Annotated in this window: 16 protein-coding genes and 1 pseudogene; 16 read left to right on the top strand and 1 reads right to left on the bottom strand. The window is 37.6% G+C overall.

Annotated elements, in window-relative coordinates:
• The first annotated feature begins 39 nt into the window (after positions 1–39).
• Positions 40–1,785 carry a glycoside hydrolase family 35 protein gene (locus J2S74_RS07195; protein ID WP_307323588.1) on the top strand — a complete coding sequence of 582 codons (1,746 nt, stop codon included), beginning with the start codon at positions 40–42 and terminating at the stop codon, positions 1,783–1,785.
• 682 nt (positions 1,786–2,467) lie between these two features.
• Here the strand turns inward: J2S74_RS07195 and J2S74_RS07190 are convergent.
• Positions 2,468–3,007: a helix-turn-helix domain-containing protein gene (locus J2S74_RS07190; protein ID WP_307323586.1), complete on the bottom strand. Its 540-nt coding sequence runs from the start codon at positions 3,005–3,007 to the stop codon at positions 2,468–2,470.
• Positions 3,008–3,252: 245 nt separating this feature from the next.
• On the opposite strand from J2S74_RS07190, the gene J2S74_RS07185 reads away from it, so the two are divergent.
• The 15 genes and pseudogenes from J2S74_RS07185 (at position 3,253) to J2S74_RS07115 (ending at position 20,521) form a co-directional block, all read left to right on the top strand.
• Positions 3,253–4,044: a DODA-type extradiol aromatic ring-opening family dioxygenase gene (locus J2S74_RS07185; protein ID WP_307323585.1), complete on the top strand. Its 792-nt coding sequence runs from the start codon at positions 3,253–3,255 to the stop codon at positions 4,042–4,044.
• Positions 4,045–4,077: 33 nt separating this feature from the next.
• Positions 4,078–4,491: a DoxX family protein gene (locus J2S74_RS07180; protein ID WP_307323582.1), complete on the top strand. Its 414-nt coding sequence runs from the start codon at positions 4,078–4,080 to the stop codon at positions 4,489–4,491.
• Between the two features lie 104 nt (positions 4,492–4,595).
• A complete protein-coding gene (locus J2S74_RS07175; RefSeq protein WP_307323579.1) occupies positions 4,596–5,351 on the top strand; it encodes a GTP cyclohydrolase II in 756 nt (251 codons plus the stop codon).
• Positions 5,344–6,450, top strand: coding sequence for a bifunctional diaminohydroxyphosphoribosylaminopyrimidine deaminase/5-amino-6-(5-phosphoribosylamino)uracil reductase RibD (gene ribD / locus J2S74_RS07170; protein WP_307323576.1), 1,107 nt, complete (start codon positions 5,344–5,346; stop codon positions 6,448–6,450). The genes J2S74_RS07175 and ribD overlap by 8 nt, the downstream gene beginning before the upstream one ends.
• A 29-nt stretch (positions 6,451–6,479) precedes the next feature.
• Positions 6,480–7,802 (top strand): annotated as a pseudogene (locus J2S74_RS07165) (Na/Pi cotransporter family protein); the annotation flags it as partial.
• A gap of 343 nt (positions 7,803–8,145) precedes the next feature.
• The gene (locus J2S74_RS07160; RefSeq protein WP_307323574.1) at positions 8,146–9,120 is read left to right on the top strand and encodes a PstS family phosphate ABC transporter substrate-binding protein; all 975 of its coding nucleotides are present in this window, start codon (positions 8,146–8,148) and stop codon (positions 9,118–9,120) included.
• 125 nt (positions 9,121–9,245) lie between these two features.
• Positions 9,246–10,181, top strand: coding sequence for a phosphate ABC transporter permease subunit PstC (gene pstC / locus J2S74_RS07155; RefSeq protein WP_307323572.1), 936 nt, complete (start codon positions 9,246–9,248; stop codon positions 10,179–10,181).
• Between the two features lie 26 nt (positions 10,182–10,207).
• Positions 10,208–11,107: a phosphate ABC transporter permease PstA gene (gene pstA, locus J2S74_RS07150; protein ID WP_370875982.1), complete on the top strand. Its 900-nt coding sequence runs from the start codon at positions 10,208–10,210 to the stop codon at positions 11,105–11,107.
• Positions 11,108–11,150: 43 nt separating this feature from the next.
• Complete coding sequence (gene pstB, locus J2S74_RS07145; protein ID WP_307323745.1) at positions 11,151–11,948, top strand: phosphate ABC transporter ATP-binding protein PstB; 798 nt, start codon at positions 11,151–11,153, stop codon at positions 11,946–11,948.
• 14 nt (positions 11,949–11,962) lie between these two features.
• Positions 11,963–12,622 carry a phosphate signaling complex protein PhoU gene (gene phoU / locus J2S74_RS07140; RefSeq protein WP_307323568.1) on the top strand — a complete coding sequence of 220 codons (660 nt, stop codon included), beginning with the start codon at positions 11,963–11,965 and terminating at the stop codon, positions 12,620–12,622.
• A 126-nt stretch (positions 12,623–12,748) separates the two neighbouring features.
• The gene (locus tag J2S74_RS07135) at positions 12,749–13,873 is read left to right on the top strand and encodes an iron-containing alcohol dehydrogenase (RefSeq protein ID WP_307323566.1); all 1,125 of its coding nucleotides are present in this window, start codon (positions 12,749–12,751) and stop codon (positions 13,871–13,873) included.
• A gap of 233 nt (positions 13,874–14,106) precedes the next feature.
• A complete protein-coding gene (locus J2S74_RS07130; protein ID WP_307323564.1) occupies positions 14,107–15,198 on the top strand; it encodes a D-alanine--D-alanine ligase in 1,092 nt (363 codons plus the stop codon).
• Between the two features lie 569 nt (positions 15,199–15,767).
• Entirely contained in the window at positions 15,768–17,138 is a 1,371-nt protein-coding gene (locus J2S74_RS07125; protein WP_307323560.1) for a UDP-N-acetylmuramoyl-tripeptide--D-alanyl-D-alanine ligase, read from the top strand.
• Between the two features lie 438 nt (positions 17,139–17,576).
• Complete coding sequence (napA, locus tag J2S74_RS07120) at positions 17,577–20,126, top strand: nitrate reductase catalytic subunit NapA (protein WP_307323558.1); 2,550 nt, start codon at positions 17,577–17,579, stop codon at positions 20,124–20,126.
• A 14-nt stretch (positions 20,127–20,140) separates the two neighbouring features.
• Entirely contained in the window at positions 20,141–20,521 is a 381-nt protein-coding gene (locus J2S74_RS07115) for a nitrate reductase cytochrome c-type subunit (RefSeq protein WP_307323557.1), read from the top strand.
• Positions 20,522–20,539 lie beyond the last annotated feature (18 nt).

Genomic DNA, 20,539 nt, shown 5'->3' with positions numbered 1-20,539 from the left:
AAAATAAGTAAAATTAAAAAAGGAAAGGGAGCGTTAAGATTGTCTAAGCTCGAAGTACAAGGTAAAGATCTATGCCTAAATGGTGAGCCAGTTCAACTTATTTCAGGAGCTATTCATTATTTTCGGATTGTTCCCGATTACTGGGAAGATCGTTTATTAAAGTTAAAAGTGTGCGGATTTAATTGTGTAGAAACCTATATTCCTTGGAATTTACATGAACCAAAAGAAGGGGAATATAATTTTGAAGGGTTAGCCAATGTAGAAGAATTTATTAAAACTGCTGATCGATTAGGCTTATATGTGATTGTACGTCCAAGCCCATATATTTGTGCAGAATGGGAATTTGGCGGACTGCCATCCTGGTTATTAGCAGATCGAAATATGAAAGTTAGATCTTATTACCAACCATATCTAGACAAAATAGATACCTACTATGATGTGTTGATGGAAAGGTTAAAGCCATTTCAAAGCACACAAGGTGGTCCCATTATTGCGATGCAAATCGAAAATGAATATGGTAGCTTTGGGAATGATAAACAGTATTTAGCTTATATAAAAGACGGGATGGAAAAACGAGGTATTGATGTTCTTTTGTTTACATCGGATGGTCCGACTGACTTAATGATTCAAGGTGGTACGTTAGATGGAGTATTGGCTACAGTTAACTTTGGTTCAAGACCTGCTGAGGCCTTTAATTTATTACAAAAGTATTTTCCGAAAACGCCTAATATTTGTATGGAATTTTGGAATGGCTGGTTCGACCATTGGGGCGAAGAACATCACACTCGTGACCCACAAGATGCAGCGGATACATTTGCTAATATGCTAAGTCGAGGCGACTCGGTTAATTTCTATATGTTCCATGGTGGAACTAACTTCGGTTTTTTTAATGGGGCCAATCACGATGAAAAATATGAACCGACCATAACAAGTTATGATTATGATTGTCCAATTAGTGAAACAGGGGATATTACACCGAAATTTCATGCTGTTCGTGAAGCAATTGCGAAACATAAGGATATTGGTGAACTAGAGTTGCCAGATCCGATCCCGAAGAAAAATTACGGGACATTTGAGTTGAAACAAACGATTAATTTATTTGATGCTTTATCTATGATTAGTTTTCCGGTTCGAAGAGCAAACCCTGAATCAATGGAAGAATTAGGACAAGACTATGGATATATTTTATATCGCACAAAGTTAACAGGACCCAAGAAAAAAGCCCCATTGACCATTCAAGAGGTTAGGGACCGAGCGCTTGTGTTTGTAAATCAAGAATTTCAAGGTGTGATTGATCGTTGGAAAAATAATACCATTGATATTGAAGTTCCAGTAGAAGGTGCACAACTTGATATTTTAGTTGAAAATATGGGACGAATTAATTACGGACCTAACTTAAAAGATATAAAGGGGATAACAGAAGGTGTTAGGTTTGCTTACCAATTCCAATATGATTGGGAGATCTATAGTCTACCAATGGACAACCTTGAGAAGTTAAATTATAAAACAAATGATGAACAAATTAGTAAACGGCCGACCTTCTATCGAGGTAGTTTTCAGGTAGATGAGATTGGCGATACATTTGTGGAATTACCAGGTTGGAAGAAAGGCATTGTACTTGTTAATGGATTTAATTTAGGTAGGTATTGGGAAATTGGACCACAAAAAACATTATACTTACCAGGACCATTATTAAAACAAGGCGAAAATGAAATTGTTATCTTTGAATTACACGAACCAGCAAATACAGTAGTTTCTTTAATTGAAGAACATAAATTATGTTAGATATTACTATATAAGTTCTAGCATATCTGAAGACTATATTTTTAAATAAATACTGACCATCAATACTATCAAACTAAAAACTAGAAATGGATTTATATTACCTGAACCATAAACGGTGGAATAGTGAAGAGAAAAATAAATATCTTAGTAATTAAGCTCAATATTTAACGGAGGCAAATACAACAAAGAAACCTACTATTCAAAAGGAGGGGGTAGGAAGTAAGGAACACTACCACATCATTCTATCTACGATCACTATTCAATTCACCTTGATTGTCTTAACAAAATCATTTCAAAAAGTTATTGATTAAATTGTTATGCTAACATTTTGCTAACGCAATCTAGTGAAAAACGGTTAAATCAAGTTAAAAATGTTACAGTAACAAATTAACAAAACCCTGATATACCGCACTCTAATCACACGATGTTATAGATATTACACACTCTCACCTAAGGGGCGGCATGATGTAATATGCCCCTTGAACCCTTGGTATGACTGGGTTTTGAAGTAAGGTGAGAGTGAAATGCTAACATTGAAAGAGGTTTCTCAAAGAGTTTTTAAACTCTTGAGAAGCCTCTTTTTTGTCTTTTAAAACTATTTAATCTGGAAGGACAGTTTTAAAGTTTTATATAGGTTCCATAAATGTAATAAACTGATTTGGTTGTTTTATTATTTTACCACCTACAAAATATCAATTAACTCAGTATCTGAGTAAATGGAGATTAATAACACTGCTTTTTCGTCTCCGACGTTTTTTACAAAGTGAGGAACACTTGCATTCCAACTGAACGAATCGCCCGCTTCAACAACTACAGAGTCTTCCCCTTGTTCAGCGAGAATTTTGCCTTCTAATACTAGATGGCATTCTTCACCTTCATGGGCATGGGGCTCTCCTATTGTAGTACCAGGAGGCATTTCTACTATCATCATTCTTAATCCTCCTTTTGAAGTTAAATGTTCAATTTTTAAACCATTAAAGGTCGATTTCTGTCTTGCATCTTTACGGACTACACGCATATGTTGCTTTTTTTCCAGAAGTAAGTATGGTAATGGAACTTCTAAGAATGATGCAATTGTATTTAACGTATTAATCGAGGGTGAAGTGTTATTATTTTCAACATTGCTAATAAAGCCTTTTGAAAGACCAGTGCCTTCACACATTTGTGCAATGGTAATTTTTTTCCTATTACGAATTGCACGAATTTTAGTTCCGATTTCCAAAGTAACCACCTCATAAGTTTGCTAATAGAAAACATATTTATATATTAGCAAAAAAACGGTTGACAATCTACTATGCTTTTTGTTATCTTATAAACAACAAATATTTGTATAGGGAACCAATATTGCTATTATTTTTTTGTCTGTTTGTTTCTTAATAAGAATATTTTATTTTTATAGAAATTCTAATAGGTGTAAAGGCATACTTGAAGATTTAGATTATCACCTAAATAAAGGGGGAATAAATCGTGTTACCATCATTATTTGTTGCACATGGAGCGCCATTGCTAGCAATTGAGAATAATGAATATACAAAGTTTTTAGAGCAAATAGGTAAGAAGTGGGTGAGGCCCAAAGCCGTTGTATTGTTTTCAGCGCACTGGGAATCTCATACTCAAAAAGTGAGTAAAGTGGATAAATATGAAACTATATATGATTTTGGTGGTTTCCCAGAAGCGTTATATCGTATTAAGTATCCTGCCAAAGGAGATTATTCCGTTACAAAGGAAATAGAGGAATGCTTCTTATCACAAGGTATCTCTTATGATGTAGACACAAAACGTGGTTTAGACCATGGGGCTTGGGTCGTACTTAAATTAATCTATCCAAAAGCCGATATCCCGGTTATTTCCATGTCAGTAAATCCAAACCTTACACCAACGGAGAAGTATCAAATAGGAAAATCTCTGTTAGATTTAAGAAAACAAGACATTTTGATTATTGCAAGTGGGGGAACTGTCCATAACTTAGGAGCATTAAAAATGGGTAGGGCTGAGGAAACTACGGATCAGTGGGCGCTAGAGTTTGATTTATGGTTGGAACATCATATAACCAATTGGGACTTAGGTACCCTTTTCAATTATAACTCGTTAGCACCTAGTGCTGAGCTTGCTGTACCACCATACGGCAGGGAACACTTTATTCCAATATTCTATGCCATGGGTGCAGCAGACAATCAGAGGAATGCTAAGCTCCTTCACCGAAGCTATCGATATGGAAACCTTAGCCATAGTGTATGGCAATTTGGGGAAATACAATAAATCTCATAATAAAGTATATTGGAGGAAAATAAAATGATAAATAAATTTGAAATTAGTACCTTAATTTTAAGAGTTGTATTAGGTGTAATTTTCTTTGCTCATGGGTTAAATAAGTTTCAAGGTGGAATTGAAAATATAGCTGGTTGGTTTGAAAGTATAGGCATACCGGGCTTCTTAGCTTATGCAGTGGCATTAGTTGAACTCGTTGGTGGAATTGCGTTGATTGTAGGTTTGTTTAGCAGAGTTGTTTCCATTTTATTAGCACTAATTATGGTTGGGGCTATCATAACTGTTCAACTAGCTGTTGGCTTTTTTGGAGGATACGTACTAGACTTAGCATTAATGGCCATGGCAGTAGTTATTGCTATCAATGGTTCAAAGGCCTTTGCTCTAGATTCCGTCATTTTTAACAAGAAAGAAAAGAACGAGACAACTACTTTAAACTAATGTATAAAAAAGCATTACTTCTATTTAGAGGTTGTGCTTTCTTTTATAAATGAACCTATATAAAAATTTACGATACTACAAAATTAGAAAAAGGTGGAATACTCATGTTACAAACAATGGTCAAATCGAGGATTGTTTCGATACTTGAAGATAAAATTCAATTAATTAAAACAGAGAAAAGTGCCATCTATTTAGTTGGTCCTATACAACTTCCAGTAAATTTGTATGGAGAGACAGTGAATTTCCAATGGTATTGCTGGTTAAATTGTGAAGAAGAAACCGAAGACTTCAATCGAATGATTGAAAAGTTATCTTCAGCAAATTTAGCTGAATTACAGCAATCTAGTGTTTTGACCTACGGTGATTTTAGCTATGGGGATGATGCCATTATTAGAATGCATTCTATCTGCCATACAGGAGATATTTTCGGAAGTAAAAGGTGTGATTGTGGATTTCAATTGAAACAATCCATGAAAAATATTGTAGAACATGGGACAGGTGCGTTATTTTATTTAGCAAATCATGAAGGAAGAGGAATTGGTTTGTTCAGTAAAGCAATGGCTTATATTCTCCAGGAGTATAATTACGATACTGTTGAGGCAAATGAAGCCCTGGGATTTGCTGATGATTCTAGAAACTATAGCGATGCGATTAATGTTTTAAAAGCATTAAGAAGTAAACCTGTAACCCTAATGACCAATAACCCTAAAAAATTAGAGGCTTTAAAATATGCTGGTTTACTGGTTTCTGGAAGGGAGTCATTATGGGGAGACCGTTCAGAGTTTAACGAAAAATATCTAGAAACAAAAGTAAATCGCTCTGGTCACATTGGAGAAGAGGAGACCTGTAGTAATGACTAGTCATGAATTTTTTATGGACTTAGCCATACAAAATGCAAGAGCAATGAAAGGGCAGACAGACCCAAATCCATTGGTAGGTTCGGTTATTGTAAATGAAAACAGAATAGTCGGCATTGGAACACATTTAAAGGCAGGGGAACCCCATGCTGAAATTCATGCACTTCGTATGGCAGGGGAAAAGGCAAAAGGCGGCACCATTTATGTTACGCTTGAACCTTGTTCTCATCATGGAAGAACTGGTCCGTGCGCTGTTGCCATTCGAGAAGCAGGGATAAAAAGAGTGGTTATTGCCACCTTAGACCCTAACCCTGTTGTATCAGGTAATGGTGTTAAGATACTTGAAGATGCTGGACTAGATGTCATTGTTGGAGTTCGTCAGGAAGAGTCAAGACGGATGAATGAGGTTTTTAATAAATTTATTGTTCAAAAAAAGTCATTTGTTACGTTAAAAGCAGGTATTACATTAGATGGGAAAATTGCCACACATTCTTTAGACAGTAAATGGATTACGTCTGAAGAGGCGAGAAAAGATGTACATCATCTAAGGAATGAAAATATGGCTATTCTAGTTGGTGTTAATACTGTGATTGAAGATGACCCTGAGTTAACGGCTAGAATACCAAATGGACGTAATCCAATTCGTATTATTGTCGATTCAAATTTGAAAGTTCCTTTAGATTCTAAGGTGGTCGTGGATAAACTAGCTGAAACTTGGATTTTCACCAGTCAAAATGTTGATCTAAATAAAGAGAAAAAGCTTTTATCAAACGGAATAAAAGTTATACGGACAAATGGGTCTAAACGGGTAAATATAGAGGAAGTAGTCGAAATTTTGGGTGAGAACCTTATTTCATCGATACTAATTGAAGGTGGAGGTACAATTAACGCATCTTTCTTAGAAAATAAATTGATCGATAAAGTGATCTTGTACTTTGCCCCTAAATTAATTGGTGGGAAAGATGCACCTAGCTTTTTGGAAGGAGTCGGTGTAGATAAAATGCGAGATGCAGTTGAATTATTTGATACGGATATTATACAAATTGGGAAAGATTTTAAATTAACTGGATATCCAATGTACACAACAAATGAGGGAAGCTAGAAATTCTAAATACTATAAAATAATTAAATAGTACTGGAACCACCGTGTTAACAATTGGGTTAGTAAATGCAGGTTTCATGACATTAAGGCAAGCAATCGGAGTTATTATTGGTGCAAATGTAGGAACAACGGCAACTGCATTTATAATTGGTATTAAAATTTCTGAATACGCATTACCAATAATCGCACTTGGAACATTATTGATATTCTTCTTTAAAAATCCTCGTATTAACAATTATGGTCAAACAATTTTTGGATTTGGTTCGTTATTTTTAGGACTAAATTTAATGAGTGATGGATTACGTCCATTAAGGGATGTTCAAGCTTTTGCAGATCTTACTGTAAGTATGAGTGAAAATCCATTATTAGGTGTATTAATTGGTGTAATTTTCACAGTAGCTGTTCAAAGTTCTACAGCTGCGATTGGATTACTACAAACTCTATTTGGACAAGGATTAATGGATTTAAATGCTGCGCTACCAGTTCTTTTTGGTGACAACATAGGTACAACTATTACTGCTGTATTAGCAGCTATTGGTGCTTCTATTGCAGCTAGACGTGCAGCATTAGCCCAGGTAATATTTAATCTTGTTGGTACAACCATAGTATTAATCCTTTTAAGACCTTTTACAATTTTAGTAGAGTATGTTCGAGATAGTCTAAATTTGAGCCCAGAAATGACTATTGCATTTGCACACGGAATTTTTAATGTATCGAATGCAATTATTCAATTGCCATTTGTTGCCGTTTTAGCTTGGATTGTAATCAAGGTGATTCCAGGTAAAGACTCTGCTATTCCATATAAAACGGTTCATTTAGACGAACAATTTATAAGGCAATCACCAGCTATTGCCTTGGGGCAGGGGAAAAAAGAAGTGATTCGTATGGCAGAGTTGTCAGAACAAGGTCTGAAGGAAGCTAATCTATACTTTAAAACAAAAGGTAAGAAACATGGTGAACTTATACCACAATATGAAGATGCGATTAACAACTTAGATAAAAAAATAACTGAATACCTTATGGAGCTAGTTGAATATCAAATAACTAATAAGGTTAAGTTTTCAGATTCTGCTATTTCTGATCTAGATGAAATGTTTGAGTTGACTCTTTCTACACTTAGACAATCAATAAATGCTTTAGAGACGGAGAGTGTAAAAGATGCTCATGAGGTGCTTAAAAAAGAAGAGCAAATTGATAAAATGGAACGAAACCTTCGTAAGAAACACATTATTAGATTAAATGAAAACAAATGTACAGGTGATGCAGGGATTATATATGTAGATATTATTAGTAATTTAGAACGTATTGGAGATCACGCAGTGAATATTGCTGAAGAAGTTATCGGAGAATGATAAATTCGAAAGGACTAGAGATTACTTCTCTAGTCTTTTTTGTGGTTTAGGCAATTATATTTTTCACTCTTGTGGAAAAGTTTATTTATTATTAATCACGTCTAGCTTCAGCGCCTACTCGCTCGTGGACAAGGCGCTTGCGATTTTGTTCTTGCCAGTCCATAAAAATGTAAATGTTATGAACACTGGTCACAAGGAGTCTACGATTTTTTTACTTATTCTTTACAATTCTTTACTTTTAATTTATTTGATATTAACATTTCCACTTTATACTCTAAATTGTGATAGGGAAAAGATATACTCTATCAAAATATGAACCTGACAATTAGGGAGGAAATTACGAGTGAATAATTTTCTATTTGGTTTATTAGTGGCAGTTTTAACATTATTTTTAGTTGCATGCGGTTCAGATGAGGGAAGTTCAAGTATCCAAGCAGACGTGAGTGAAGGGGATTCATTATCAGGAACTGTAGTAATTGATGGATCTGGAACTGTTTTTCCATTAATGGCCCCAATAGCAGAAGAATTTATGATCACAGCAGCACAGAATGTAAGTGTAGAAGTTAGTAGAGCAGGAACAAGCGCTGGAATGAAAAAGTACGTGGTAGGAGAAACAGACTTCGCGAACGCTTCCCGTGAAATAAAGGAAGAAGAAATGAAAGAATTAGAAGCAAATGGTATTGATTCTAAAGAATTTAAAGTTGCATTAGATGGATTAACATTGGTTATTAATCCAGAGAATGACTGGGCGAGAGAGATGACAGAAGAAGAAATTAAAACAATGTTTGTGACAGGTCAAGTAAAAGGTGATGACCAGGTGTTGTGGTCAGACATTCGACCTGAGTGGCCAGCCGAAAGAGTAAATTTTTATGGACCAAATGAAAACCATGGAACTTATGAGTTCTTTGTTGACGTAATAATCGAAAAGCAGGATTTAGTAGCAGGTATTAACTTGCAGCAAGAGTATTCCACATTAGTACACCTAGTTTCGGAAGATAAACATGGAATTGCATTCTTCGGATATGGATATTATGCAAATAATTTGGATCGTATCACAGCTGTTGCTGTAGACTTTGGGAGCGGACCAGTATTACCATCGTTAGATACAATTGCAGAAGACGGGGAATATGCTCCATTTACTCGACCAGTTTTTACTAACATAAATTTAGATGCTGTTAGAGAAAAGCCACAGGTGAGAGCATTTGCTGAATACCTTTTCCGTGAAGGGGCAGCCAAGTTTGCAGGTGAAACTGGGTTTGCACCATTACCAGAGGAAGAGCTACAAGAAAGCCTAGAGTTTATTCAAGCTTTAAACTAGTTATTTAAATGGAGAAAGAGGCTGTTGTATAACCTTTTGTCCCAGCCTCTTTCTTCTAACCCAATTATGAACAAATAGTAATAAACTTCCTGATACGTTGACTTATGAGAAAGGAGCAGTTTTTAATGTCAAAAACTGTGAATGTAAAAGAATTAATTCAAAAAAAGGATAAATTAGCAAAGGTTAAGGCAAAAATAGAAAAATTTATTCCCCTATTTTTATTCGCTCTGGCTTCCATTTCTATATTAACAACTGTAGGAATTCTATCAACGTTAGTTTATGAGACTTATTTATTTTTTAACGAAGTTTCTTTTATGCAATTTTTTACTACAACAGAGTTACGGCCTTTAAGTCCAGTTGAGCCAAAATTTAGTATTTTGCCATTATTAGTTGGAACGATAATGATAACCTTAGTAGCAATGCTAGTAGCTGTACCTATAGGATTAACGACAGCAATATTTTTAAGTGAATATGCATCACACAATACTAGAAAAATCTTAAAACCTATTATTGAAGTTTTAGCAGGAATACCGACAATTGTTTATGGTTTCTTTGCATTTACTTTTGTAACACCTATTTTAAGAGAGGTAGTTCCAGGATTACAGTCAACCAATGCCCTTAGTCCTGGTATTGTTATGGGAATTATGATCATTCCCCTTGTGGCATCCCTTTCTGAAGATGCAATGAATTCTGTTCCGAATGCAATGAGGGAAGGCGCAATGGCTCTCGGAGCTACAAAATTAGAGGTAACGTTACGTGTAGTTATTCCTGCTGCAATTTCAGGTATAATAGCTTCCTTTGTTCTTGGAATATCAAGAGCGCTTGGAGAAACGATGATCGTTACTATCGCAAGCGGAAGTTCGAAAAACTTTACATTCGATATAACACAGTCCATGCAAACAATGACGGCTTATATTGTAGAAGTTACTAGTGGTGATGCTGCGAGTGGAACAACCGCCTATTACAGTCTTTATGCAGTTGCTTTTACCCTGTTTATTTTCACATTATTAATGAATATGCTTGCAAGATACATCGCCCGTAGATATAGGGAGGCCTATTAAAGATGAATGACATCAATTCAATAAATATGGTTGAAGAAAAAAAGCAGTACATTAATCAAGATGTGGTTAAAAGAAAAATGTCAAAACGCCTTTTATTAAATAACATTGTTAAATACCTTTTTTTATTCGCTGCATCCTTTGCCGTCGCTGTGCTAGCTATATTACTTTACCGAGTATCTGTAGATAGTATTGGTTGGTTAAACCTTAATTTTTTGACCAATAGACTTTCAACAAATCCAGATCGTGCTGGAATCATTGGAGCCGTTGTTGGGACAGTTTGGTTAATGATTATTGTCGGACCTGTCACGATGATCATTGGGATAGGAACCGCCATTTATTTAGAGGAATATGCAAAGAGAGGCAGATTGCATTCATTTATCCAAACCAATATTACAAATTTAGCTGGTGTCCCTTCCATCGTTTTTGGATTATTAGGTCTTACCATTTTTGTTAGGGTGTTTGGATTTGGCTCTAGTATCATTGCTGGGGGATTAACAATGTCTCTTCTTGTGTTGCCAATCGTGGTCGTTTCAGCACAAGAAGCGATTCGTTCTGTTCCTTATTTTTTGCGAGAAGCTTCCTACGGAATGGGAGCAACAAAATGGCAAACAATTAAAAATGTAGTATTGCCATCGGCATTACCATCCATATTAACTGGTCTTATTCTAGCTTTGTCACGGGCAATAGGAGAAACGGCTCCCTTGGTGGTAATTGGTATCCCAGCTTTGTTAATCCCAATACCTGGTAGTATATTTGATAACTTTACGGCCTTACCAATGCAAATCTATTATTGGACAATTGATTCAGTGCTTGTGGATGAATATGCTAACTTGGCTGCAGCTACTATCGTTGTTTTACTTATCATTTTGTTCGTTATGAATTCTATTGCTATTATTATTCGAAATAAATTTCAAAATCGATATTAGATTAGGGGGATATAACATGTCATTGTTAATTAAAACCAATCCGATGCAACAACAACAGTCACCTTTTAATACAAATGAAAGTAATAAAAGAGTAGTACTTCAGACAAGAGCATTAAATTTATGGTATGGGGAAAACCATGCCCTAAAAAATATTAATCTACCAATGACAGAAAATGAAGTAACAGCAATCATTGGTCCTTCAGGATGCGGAAAATCTACCTATATTAAAACATTAAACAGAATGGTAGAGGTAGTTCCTAATGTAAAAATATCAGGAGAAATACAGTATAGAGATAGAAATATCTTCGATAAGAACTACCTAGTAGAAGAATTAAGAACCCGTGTTGGAATGGTTTTTCAAAAACCCAACCCATTTCCTAAATCTATCTTTGAAAATGTAGCCTACGGACCAAAAATACATGGCATCCGAAATAAGAAAATTTTAAAAGAAATTGTAGAAAAAAGCTTAAGAGGTGCAGCAATTTGGGATGAAGTGAAGGATCGCCTTAACGAAAACGCGTATGGTTTATCTGGTGGACAACAACAGCGCTTATGTATTGCTCGTTGTTTGGCAATTGAACCGGACGTTATTCTTATGGATGAACCAACCTCTGCACTTGATCCTAAATCTACATTGAAGGTTGAGGAACTTATTCAAAACTTAAAAGAAAATTACTCTATAGTTATTGTTACTCATAACATGCAACAGGCTGCTCGCATTTCTGATAAAACTGCTTTTTTCTTAAATGGTGAAGTAGTGGAGTACGATGATACTAATATTATTTTTTCAACCCCGAATGATAAACGGACTGAGGACTATATAACTGGTCGATTTGGATAAAGGAGGAGAACGACATGGTTATTCGTGGACAGTTTGAAACAGAGCTAACCCAGCTAAAAAGTGAAATCATCATGTTAGGAACGATGGTTGAAAATGCGTTCGATGAGACGATTAAAGGGATAAAGAACAAACAATACGGAAAAATGGAGCCTATCATATTGAATGATGAAAAGATTAATAGGTTAGAATTAGATATTAATGAAAGAGCAACTTTAATGATTGCTAAACAACAGCCAGTCGCCTCCGATTTAAGGAAGATCATTGTGAGTTTAAAAGTATCCAGTGATTTAGAAAGAATGGGAGATTTAACTGTTGATATGGCTAAAGCGTTTAAACGAATGGTCGACAAAGAAGAGTTAGGTCACTTTGAGAAAGAATTAATTACTATTGCATCTAAAGCAAAAGCAATGATGAAAGCAGTTTTAGTAGCTTATCAAGAAGGTAATGTTTTAGAAGCACAAAAGATTGCATCGATGGATGATGAAGTTGACAGAGCCTATGGTCAATTTGTTCAATCTATTTTTAAGGTAGTTGCCGTCGAAACTGGAGTAACAGAATCTATTACACAAATGGCCTTCATTTCACGTTATATTGAACGGATTGCTGACTATTGTACAAATATTGCCGAATGGATTATTTATGAAGTAAATGGAAAGCGATTTGATTTGAACTAATTGACTTGGAATTTTACTTTTGTTGGAGAGTGATTTGATAGTTCGGTTTTCTATAGCTGCTTTTTACACAGCATGATAAGTTGTATAGTATTATATAACAAAACACATAGGATGGGAGAGGTATGCATGGATATTTTTGAAATACCACAAAGAATTGTATCAGGGTGGGGAGTGATTTCTACTATTGGTAAAGAAGCTGCTTCTCTTGGAAAAAAAGTAATTATCGTTCATTCAAGGAGATTATCTAAATCAAGTCTTTTACAAGATGCTATTTATAGCCTGAATGAAAACGATTGTGCCGTAATGTGTATAGATGTACCTTCGGGTGAACCGACGATTGAAATGGTTGAAATAATATTAAAAAAAGCAGAAAGACATAACTGTGATTTAGTAATAGGAATTGGTGGGGGAAGTATTTTAGATATTGCAAAGGCTGTCGCAGGGTTAAAATTTACTAATCGAACATCAGTTAAGGAATACTTTTATGGTCACCAAATAACAAATAAAGGTATACCATGGGTAGCGATACCGACAACTTCTGGGGCAGGCTCAGAAGCGACTCCAAATTCGGTTTTGTCAGATGAGAAAAATATTAAGCAGAGTATAAGAGGGGACAAGTCGTGGCTTGCTAGTATTGTAATATTAGATCCTCAGTTAACAGTCTCCTGTTCTAAAAACGTAACGGCATGGAGTGGAATGGATGCTTTGACCCAGGCTATTGAATCCTATACCTCTATTGGAGCCAATGTATTAACAGAGCCATATAGTCTTGAATCAGCTAAATTAATTGCAAAGAGTTTATTCAAGGCATACGAATATCCAGAAGATAAACAGGCAAGAACAGACATGGCTCAAGGAAGTTTATTAGCAGGGATTGCATTAGGGAATGCACGCTTGGGGATAGTACATGGTGTAGCACATTCGATCGGACTCCATTTTAATGTACCGCACGGGTTGGTTTGTGGCACCCTCTTACCTTGGGCAATTACATACAACGAGAAGGTTTGTTCAGAGAAGTATATAGAATTGGCTAAAACAATGAAGGTAGGGAATTCAGTAAATGCATTGAAAAATTGGATAATAGAAATGAATTCTAAAATGAACATTCCTTCTTCTATCAAAGAATTTGGAGTAACGCATAAAGATTTAAAGCAGATTGTTATGGAAAGTATGCCATCAGGATCTTTAAAGGCAAATCCAAGAAAGACTTCGGAAGAAGAATTGAGTGACTTTTTGGAGAAACAATTATAATTAGGGTTCCTGCCCCCCAGTACGCTAAAACTTAAACGTACTGGGGGGCAGATGCGTTTGTTCATTTGTTAAAAAACTTTCCGATAAACATGCCCAAAGAATTTTTTTCTACATACATTAGTTAAAAATAGGCTAGTGAGCCAGTTCTAGGGTGTAAAATAGTGATAAATGAGTATTTAACTTAGGGGCAATAGTGTTACAATAATAAAGGAACAAGGTTATGGAGGGTGAATATGAAGATTAAACTTGGATTATTGTATGGTGGGAAATCTGCCGAACATAAAGTTTCATTACAAACGGCAAAAGCTGTTATTAAAGCATTAGACTTAACAAAATATGAAATCCATCCAATATATATTTCAGAAACCGGCGAATGGGTCAGGGGAGCGCAGCTTCAAGGCCCAGTGGAGGATGTCAAGCAGCTTCAATTGAAAGAAGAAGGGAAAACGATCTCGCCAGTTGCGTTAAATTCAGAAATCTTCCCGGTGCCTGCGAAAACGGACAACAATCAAGATAAGATTGATGTGGTTTTTCCGTTGCTTCATGGACCAAACGGGGAAGACGGAACGGTTCAAGGATTGTTAGAACTGTTGAACATCCCTTATGTAGGTAATGGGGTGTTAGCATCGGCTGCCGGAATGGATAAAGTAATGATGAAAAACATCTATGATCAGGCTGGTATTAAACAGGCCAAATATGTATGGTATATCCGTAGAGATTGGGAAAAGGATCCGGAAGCGGCATACAAGCAAGTGGAAGAAAAGCTTGGATATCCTTGTTTTGTCAAACCAGCAAACTTAGGGTCAAGTGTTGGAATCAGTAAATGTAAGGACCGAGAAAGCTTAAAAAAAGCATTTGAGGAAGCCTTTGAATATGACCGTAAGATTATTATTGAAGAAGGAATTGACGGGCGAGAGGTGGAAATCGCTGTTTTAGGAAATGACGACCCGCAGTGCTCCGTTGTGGGTGAAATTGTTCCGAAAGCAGATTTCTATGACTATAAAGCGAAATACGAGGATCAGGACACTGGACTAATTATCCCTGCTGACATTACGGAGGAAGAATATAAAGAAATCAAAAGAGTAGCGATTCAATCCTTCAAAGCACTCGATTGCTCTGGATTAGTCCGTGCCGACTTCTTTTTGACAAAAGACGGGGAAGTTCTCATGAATGAAGTGAACACGATGCCAGGATTTACACCATTCAGTATGTTCCCAATGCTATGGCAAGAATCAGGCTTACCATACTCTAAGCTAATAGAAAAACTAGTGGAACTAGGAGTAGAACGCCACAAAGAAAAACAAAAGATTAAATACACCTTTTAAGGCATAAATAAGTAATGAGGTTGACTCTATGATGAGTCAGCCTCCTTTTACATAGAATAGAATCAACTAAAACAACAGGCAGGTCTTTGTCCCTTATATGGGGAGCGGGCTGCAGCCAATGACAACCAGATTGGTATTTTCACGGTAGACCTCCATGCAAACGAAATTTTGCACCATGGAGTATGAAAATTTTAGTCTGCATTGGAATGAGCGAAGGTCCACGACACTCCTGCGGAAGAACGAGCAAGCCAAGACCACACAGGGCAAAGCCCGTGGGGGCTTGACAGGTCGTCCGCGGAAAGGGAGTGGACCGTAGCAGATGACAACCAGATTCGAATTCTCAGAGTAGACCTCCATGCAAGTTAAAATTTGCACCATGATTATAAAAAGTACCGGCAATGGCTCCGCTCGCCGCGCGGTAGATAGGAAAACCCCACTCCTAGCTACCTTTGTAAAGATTGCGGCGGCTTCGCTCATTGCTTCGGTGGCACAAAAGATAAAGTGCGATCTTTTGTGCCACCTATTTTCAGGGTAGACTTATGATACGTTTAGAAGAAGGAGCGATCGCCATGATAACAAAAACGTTTAAAGATATTGCAGCGTGGGTGAACGGGGAAGTTGTAGAATCAGGAGATAATACATTAGAGGTTGCGGGAGTTTCTACGGATACAAGAACGATACAACAAGGAAATCTTTATATCCCGATTGTTGGAGAGAACTTTAATGGTCACGATTTTGTGAGAGCTGCTGTCGAGAACGGAGCATCTGGGGCCCTTTGGCAAAAAAGCCAGCCGAACCCTCCTGAAGATGTACCCCTAATCTATGTGGAAGACACTTTATTGGCATTGCAGGATTTAGCGAAAAATTATTTAGACTATCTCCCTGCAAAGGTCGTTGGAATCACTGGCAGTAACGGGAAAACAACGACCAAGGATATGGTTACTTCCGTACTGGCAACGACATATAAGGTACAGAAAACAGAAGGGAATTACAACAACCATATTGGACTTCCGTTAACGATTCTCCGGTTAGAAGAAGACACGGAAATAGCTGTGTTGGAAATGGGGATGAGTGGGAGAGGAGAAATCGAGCTTCTTTCTACGATTGCAAAACCTGAGGCTGCAATCATTACAAATATTGGAGAGTCCCATTTACAGGATTTAGGTTCCCGGGAAGGGATTTCGGAGGCGAAATTTGAAATCACGGTAGGTCTAAAAGAGAACGGGACACTCGTAATCCATGGAGATGAGCCCCTCTTAACGGAAAAAGTGGTAAACAGTCCATTCAAAGTCATCACCTTCGGCAGTTCGGAGAGGAACGACTATTACTCAGTGCACGTTCAGCAGAAGAGCAACGGCACTTATTTTAAGATAAATGGAGAAGAAGACATCGAGTTTTTTATTCCTGTACTCGGTAAGCACAATATTAATAATGCCCTTTCAGCAATAGCACTTGCCAAACAGTTTGATGTGTCGATACCTAACATCAAGAAAGGGCTAGAGAGCATTAAGATTACGGGGATGCGAACGGAACTAATCCAAGGGAAGAGTGGAGTGGCGGTTATCAATGATGCGTATAATGCCAGCCCAACTTCCATGCGAGCGGCGATTCAACTCCTTCAGGACTTAAAAGACTACGGGAAGAAAATAGTGGTTTTAGGGGATATGCTGGAACTAGGTGACGAAGAAGAGACCTTCCACTATGAAGTGGGAAAAGGAATTGACCCTAGTAAAATCAATTACGTTTTTACCTTTGGCGAACTAGGTAGGAAAATTGCAGAGGGGGCAAAAGTGAATTTTTCAGGTGAGCAGGTTTTTGCATACGATGACAAACAGGCGTTAATCACTAAACTGAAAGAAGTTGTTGAGGAAGGGGATATTGTCTTAATTAAAGGCTCCCGCGGCATGAAATTAGAAGAAGTTGTCCATGCATTAACATAAGTACTTCCCCCTAGTCTGTGGATAACTTTGCGGTGTAGTTATGTGGATTCATTATCCACGCAAATTGTCGCAAACCGAACGAATTCGCGACACTTAAGCTACTTTCCAGTGGAACTAGCTACCTCATGTAAAAAATAATTTAACTTTTTAACGAGTTGCGATTGCTAAATTAGGCAGTCGCTCTTTTCTTTTGTCTTTATTCTTATAGTTAAATTTATGTATTTTATAAGGTTCATAAATCCGTACTTTTTATCCCCTTTTCCCGTGAAGAAAGTCACATAATTAATTTCCCCTAAACCGTTACACTATCTTTGAAAAATCATTAATGTCAAAGCTTCCATTATGAGTATATAGTTAACTTTACTAATTAAAACAGAAAAGAAACTGATTTTTTCATCAGATAAAAAAATATGCTAGTCAATGAGGGAGGGGTATGTAATGAAAATTTCTCGGCGTAATCTACTAAAGGCAACTGCTATTACTGCAGCACTGGCTGCGTCTGGATGTTCCAGTCGCACCATAGAGGGGACAGCCGAAATAAAGGAAAAGGTAACTGTTGAACCAGATCAATGGAAAACGGCAGTCTGCAGATATTGCGGAGTAGGGTGCGGTATTCTTGTTGGTGTGAAGGATGAGAAGGTTATCTCCATAAAGGCGGATCCAGATAACCGCTCCAATCGTGGTCTTAGCTGCGTGAAGGGATATTATTTAGGGAAAATAATATACGGAAAAGATCGTCTCACGAAACCACTGATCCGGGAAGATAACTCGAAAAAGGGGACCATGGATGGTTTTAGGGAGGCAAGCTGGGAGGAAGCACTGGACTTAATTGCCAGCAAATTAAAAGAGGCCCATGAAACGGATCCAGAGTCCATCGCTTTCTGGGGTTCGGGGCAACAAACAGTACATGAAGGTTATGTAACGGCGAAGCTTTGGAAGGCAGGACTATTAAATAACAATATAGATCCTAACGCTAGACTGTGTATGGCTAGTGCAGTGGCAGGATTTATGGCTACCTTCCAGTCAGACGAGCCGATGGGCTGCTATGAAGATTTAGACAAGGCAGATGTCTTTGTCACATGGGGAGCCAATATGGCGGAAATGCATCCCGTACTCTTCTCGCGAATGGTTAACCGTCAAAAAACAGCAAGCCACGTTAAGCACTATGATTTAACAACAAGGTACTCCCGTACATCTGCAACAGCAGATGAAATACTGGAATTTGTCCCACAGACAGACTTGGCAATTGCCAATGGTATATTACATTATTTAATTGAAAATGAAGCCTATAATAAAGCGTTTGTGGAGGAGCACTGTCAATTCAAAGCAGGGACAATAAACTTAGGCCATGCTATTAATGATGACTATGATACTACAGAAATCGGTCAGCAGGCAGATGCAAACTGGACGATCAGCTTTGAGGAGTTCAAGGATAGTGTAAAGCCATACAATTTGGAGTATGTATCACAACTATCAGGTGTACCTGTTAGTCAACTGGAAGCATTAGCGAAGGAATTTGCTGATCCTGATAAAAAAATTGTGTCTACATGGACAATGGGGGTAAATCAGCACACCCGTGGGACATGGATGAACAATTTAATTTACAACATTCATTTGTTAACAGGGAAAATCAGCAAGCCTGGAAACGGCCCATTTTCATTAACGGGTCAACCAAGTGCATGCGGTACGGCAAGGGAAGTTGGTGTATTCTCTCACCGTTTACCAGCAGACTTAATGGTGGCAAATCCTGATCATCGCCGTTATTCAGAGCTCATTTGGAACCTGCCAGAAGGTTACTTAGACCCTATTAGTAAGCCTGGCTTTCACACCATTAAAATGTTCCGTGAACTTGGAAATGGCAAGGTGAAATTTTTATGGAGTATGGCAAATAACTGGGCCCAAACCTTACCGAAAACGAATCGCTTTCGCGGAATTGATACTGATGGGAAAGGGGTTATTGATGGATTTATCGTCGTGAGTGAGGTTTATCCAACCCGGTCTACAGAAATGGCGAACGTTGTTTTACCTGCGGCTATGTGGGTAGAAAGGGAAGGGATGTTTGGAAATGCGGAACGGAGAAACTCTATTTTTGAAAAATGTACCGAACCTCCAGGGGAGGCCAAATGGGATCTATGGGCAATGGTGCAAGTGGCAAAACGTTTGCTAGCTGGAAAGACCATTGGTGATAAAGATGCCTTTGACCTATTATACGGAAAAGACAGTATGGATATTTGGGATTATGAAGCGGATGATTTAAAGGCTGACCAAACAGAAGTTTGCCGTAACGTTTTTGAAGAATACCGTTTCTTTACGAATCCACATCTTCACCCTAATCAGGAAGTTCAGGAGCTGGGCAAGCAATTGAAGATGAAAACAAAGCAGCTGGCCCCATACGATGAATATTTGAAGCAGCATGGAATGCAGTGGCCCGTTCGAGAAGTGGATGGAGAATGGCTCGAAACGAAATGGCGATTTGCTGACGGTGAACAAAGGGAAGGTTTCGACCAAATTGGTGTTGAGGATTATGGTGTCAAAGGGAAAAAGGATAATCTATGTTTCTATAAATCTAATAATTTACGTCCAACCGTGTTTGCTAGACCATTTGAAGATGCCCCGGAAAAACCAGACAGTGAATATCCATTCTGGTTAAGTACCGGACGGGTATTGGAGCATTGGCATAGTGGATCCATGACTAGAAGAGTACCTGAATTACATCGGGCTGTCCCAGAGGCTTTATGTGAGATTCATCCAGAAGATGCGGAGGCAGTTGGAATAAATGAAGGGGATTGGATTATTGTCAAATCGCGTCGTGGAGAAACAAAGGTTAAAGCAACATTAAAAGGACGTGGAAAGCCCCCGAGGGGATATGTTTATGTACCTTTTTTTGCAGAAGAGACGATGATAAATGACAATACACTTGATGCCTATTGCCCGATTTCGAAGCAACCTGACTTTAAAAAAGCCGCAGTGAAGATTATAAAGGCTTAATGGAGGTGAATGACGTGACTAAATTTTATTCTTTGCATAAGGTCATTTTTACTCTGTTAGTAGTAGTGTTAATGATGATGGTGACTGGATGTAGTGAGGAAAAAGAAGGAGCAGAGCTGCCACAGCTAACTAGTAAAACAGTGGATGCAGCAACGATGGTTTTAGTGGATGCACCGCCTGTGAAACCGCCTGATCATATTGACAGGTGGAGGAATTCTTTACAGGAAAACAACTGTTTACCATGTCACGCAACTGGATCTGGAGGAGCAACCATTCTTCCTGACAGCCATTATTATAATAATGACCCAACCAATGACGTATATAGATGGTATTGTATCCAATGCCACGTGGAACAGAGGGACGATAAGCCCGCTTTTAATAGGAAAAATGAATAGTAGAATGGAAAGGGAATA

Origin of the sequence: Evansella vedderi (assembly GCF_030813435.1) — a bacterium.
Lineage (GTDB): Bacteria > Bacillota > Bacilli > Bacillales > Salisediminibacteriaceae > Evansella > Evansella vedderi.
Note: the sequence above shows the minus strand (reverse complement) of the source record. Positions and strands in the feature narration are given on the sequence as shown.

What these genes read in the sequence shown, in the direction of transcription:
- pstC (WP_307323572.1), top strand. Translation starts at nt 9,246, where the DNA reads ATGTCAAAAACTGTGAATGTAAAAGAATTAATTCAAAAAAAGGATAAA.
- pstA (WP_370875982.1), top strand. Translation starts at nt 10,208, where the DNA reads ATGGTTGAAGAAAAAAAGCAGTACATTAATCAAGATGTGGTTAAAAGA.
- napA (WP_307323558.1), top strand. Translation starts at nt 17,577, where the DNA reads ATGAAAATTTCTCGGCGTAATCTACTAAAGGCAACTGCTATTACTGCA.
- J2S74_RS07175 (WP_307323579.1), top strand. Translation starts at nt 4,596, where the DNA reads ATGTTACAAACAATGGTCAAATCGAGGATTGTTTCGATACTTGAAGAT.
- pstB (WP_307323745.1), top strand. Translation starts at nt 11,151, where the DNA reads ATGCAACAACAACAGTCACCTTTTAATACAAATGAAAGTAATAAAAGA.
- J2S74_RS07130 (WP_307323564.1), top strand. Translation starts at nt 14,107, where the DNA reads ATGAAGATTAAACTTGGATTATTGTATGGTGGGAAATCTGCCGAACAT.
- J2S74_RS07135 (WP_307323566.1), top strand. Translation starts at nt 12,749, where the DNA reads ATGGATATTTTTGAAATACCACAAAGAATTGTATCAGGGTGGGGAGTG.
- phoU (WP_307323568.1), top strand. Translation starts at nt 11,963, where the DNA reads ATGGTTATTCGTGGACAGTTTGAAACAGAGCTAACCCAGCTAAAAAGT.
- J2S74_RS07180 (WP_307323582.1), top strand. Translation starts at nt 4,078, where the DNA reads ATGATAAATAAATTTGAAATTAGTACCTTAATTTTAAGAGTTGTATTA.
- ribD (WP_307323576.1), top strand. Translation starts at nt 5,344, where the DNA reads ATGACTAGTCATGAATTTTTTATGGACTTAGCCATACAAAATGCAAGA.
- J2S74_RS07125 (WP_307323560.1), top strand. Translation starts at nt 15,768, where the DNA reads ATGATAACAAAAACGTTTAAAGATATTGCAGCGTGGGTGAACGGGGAA.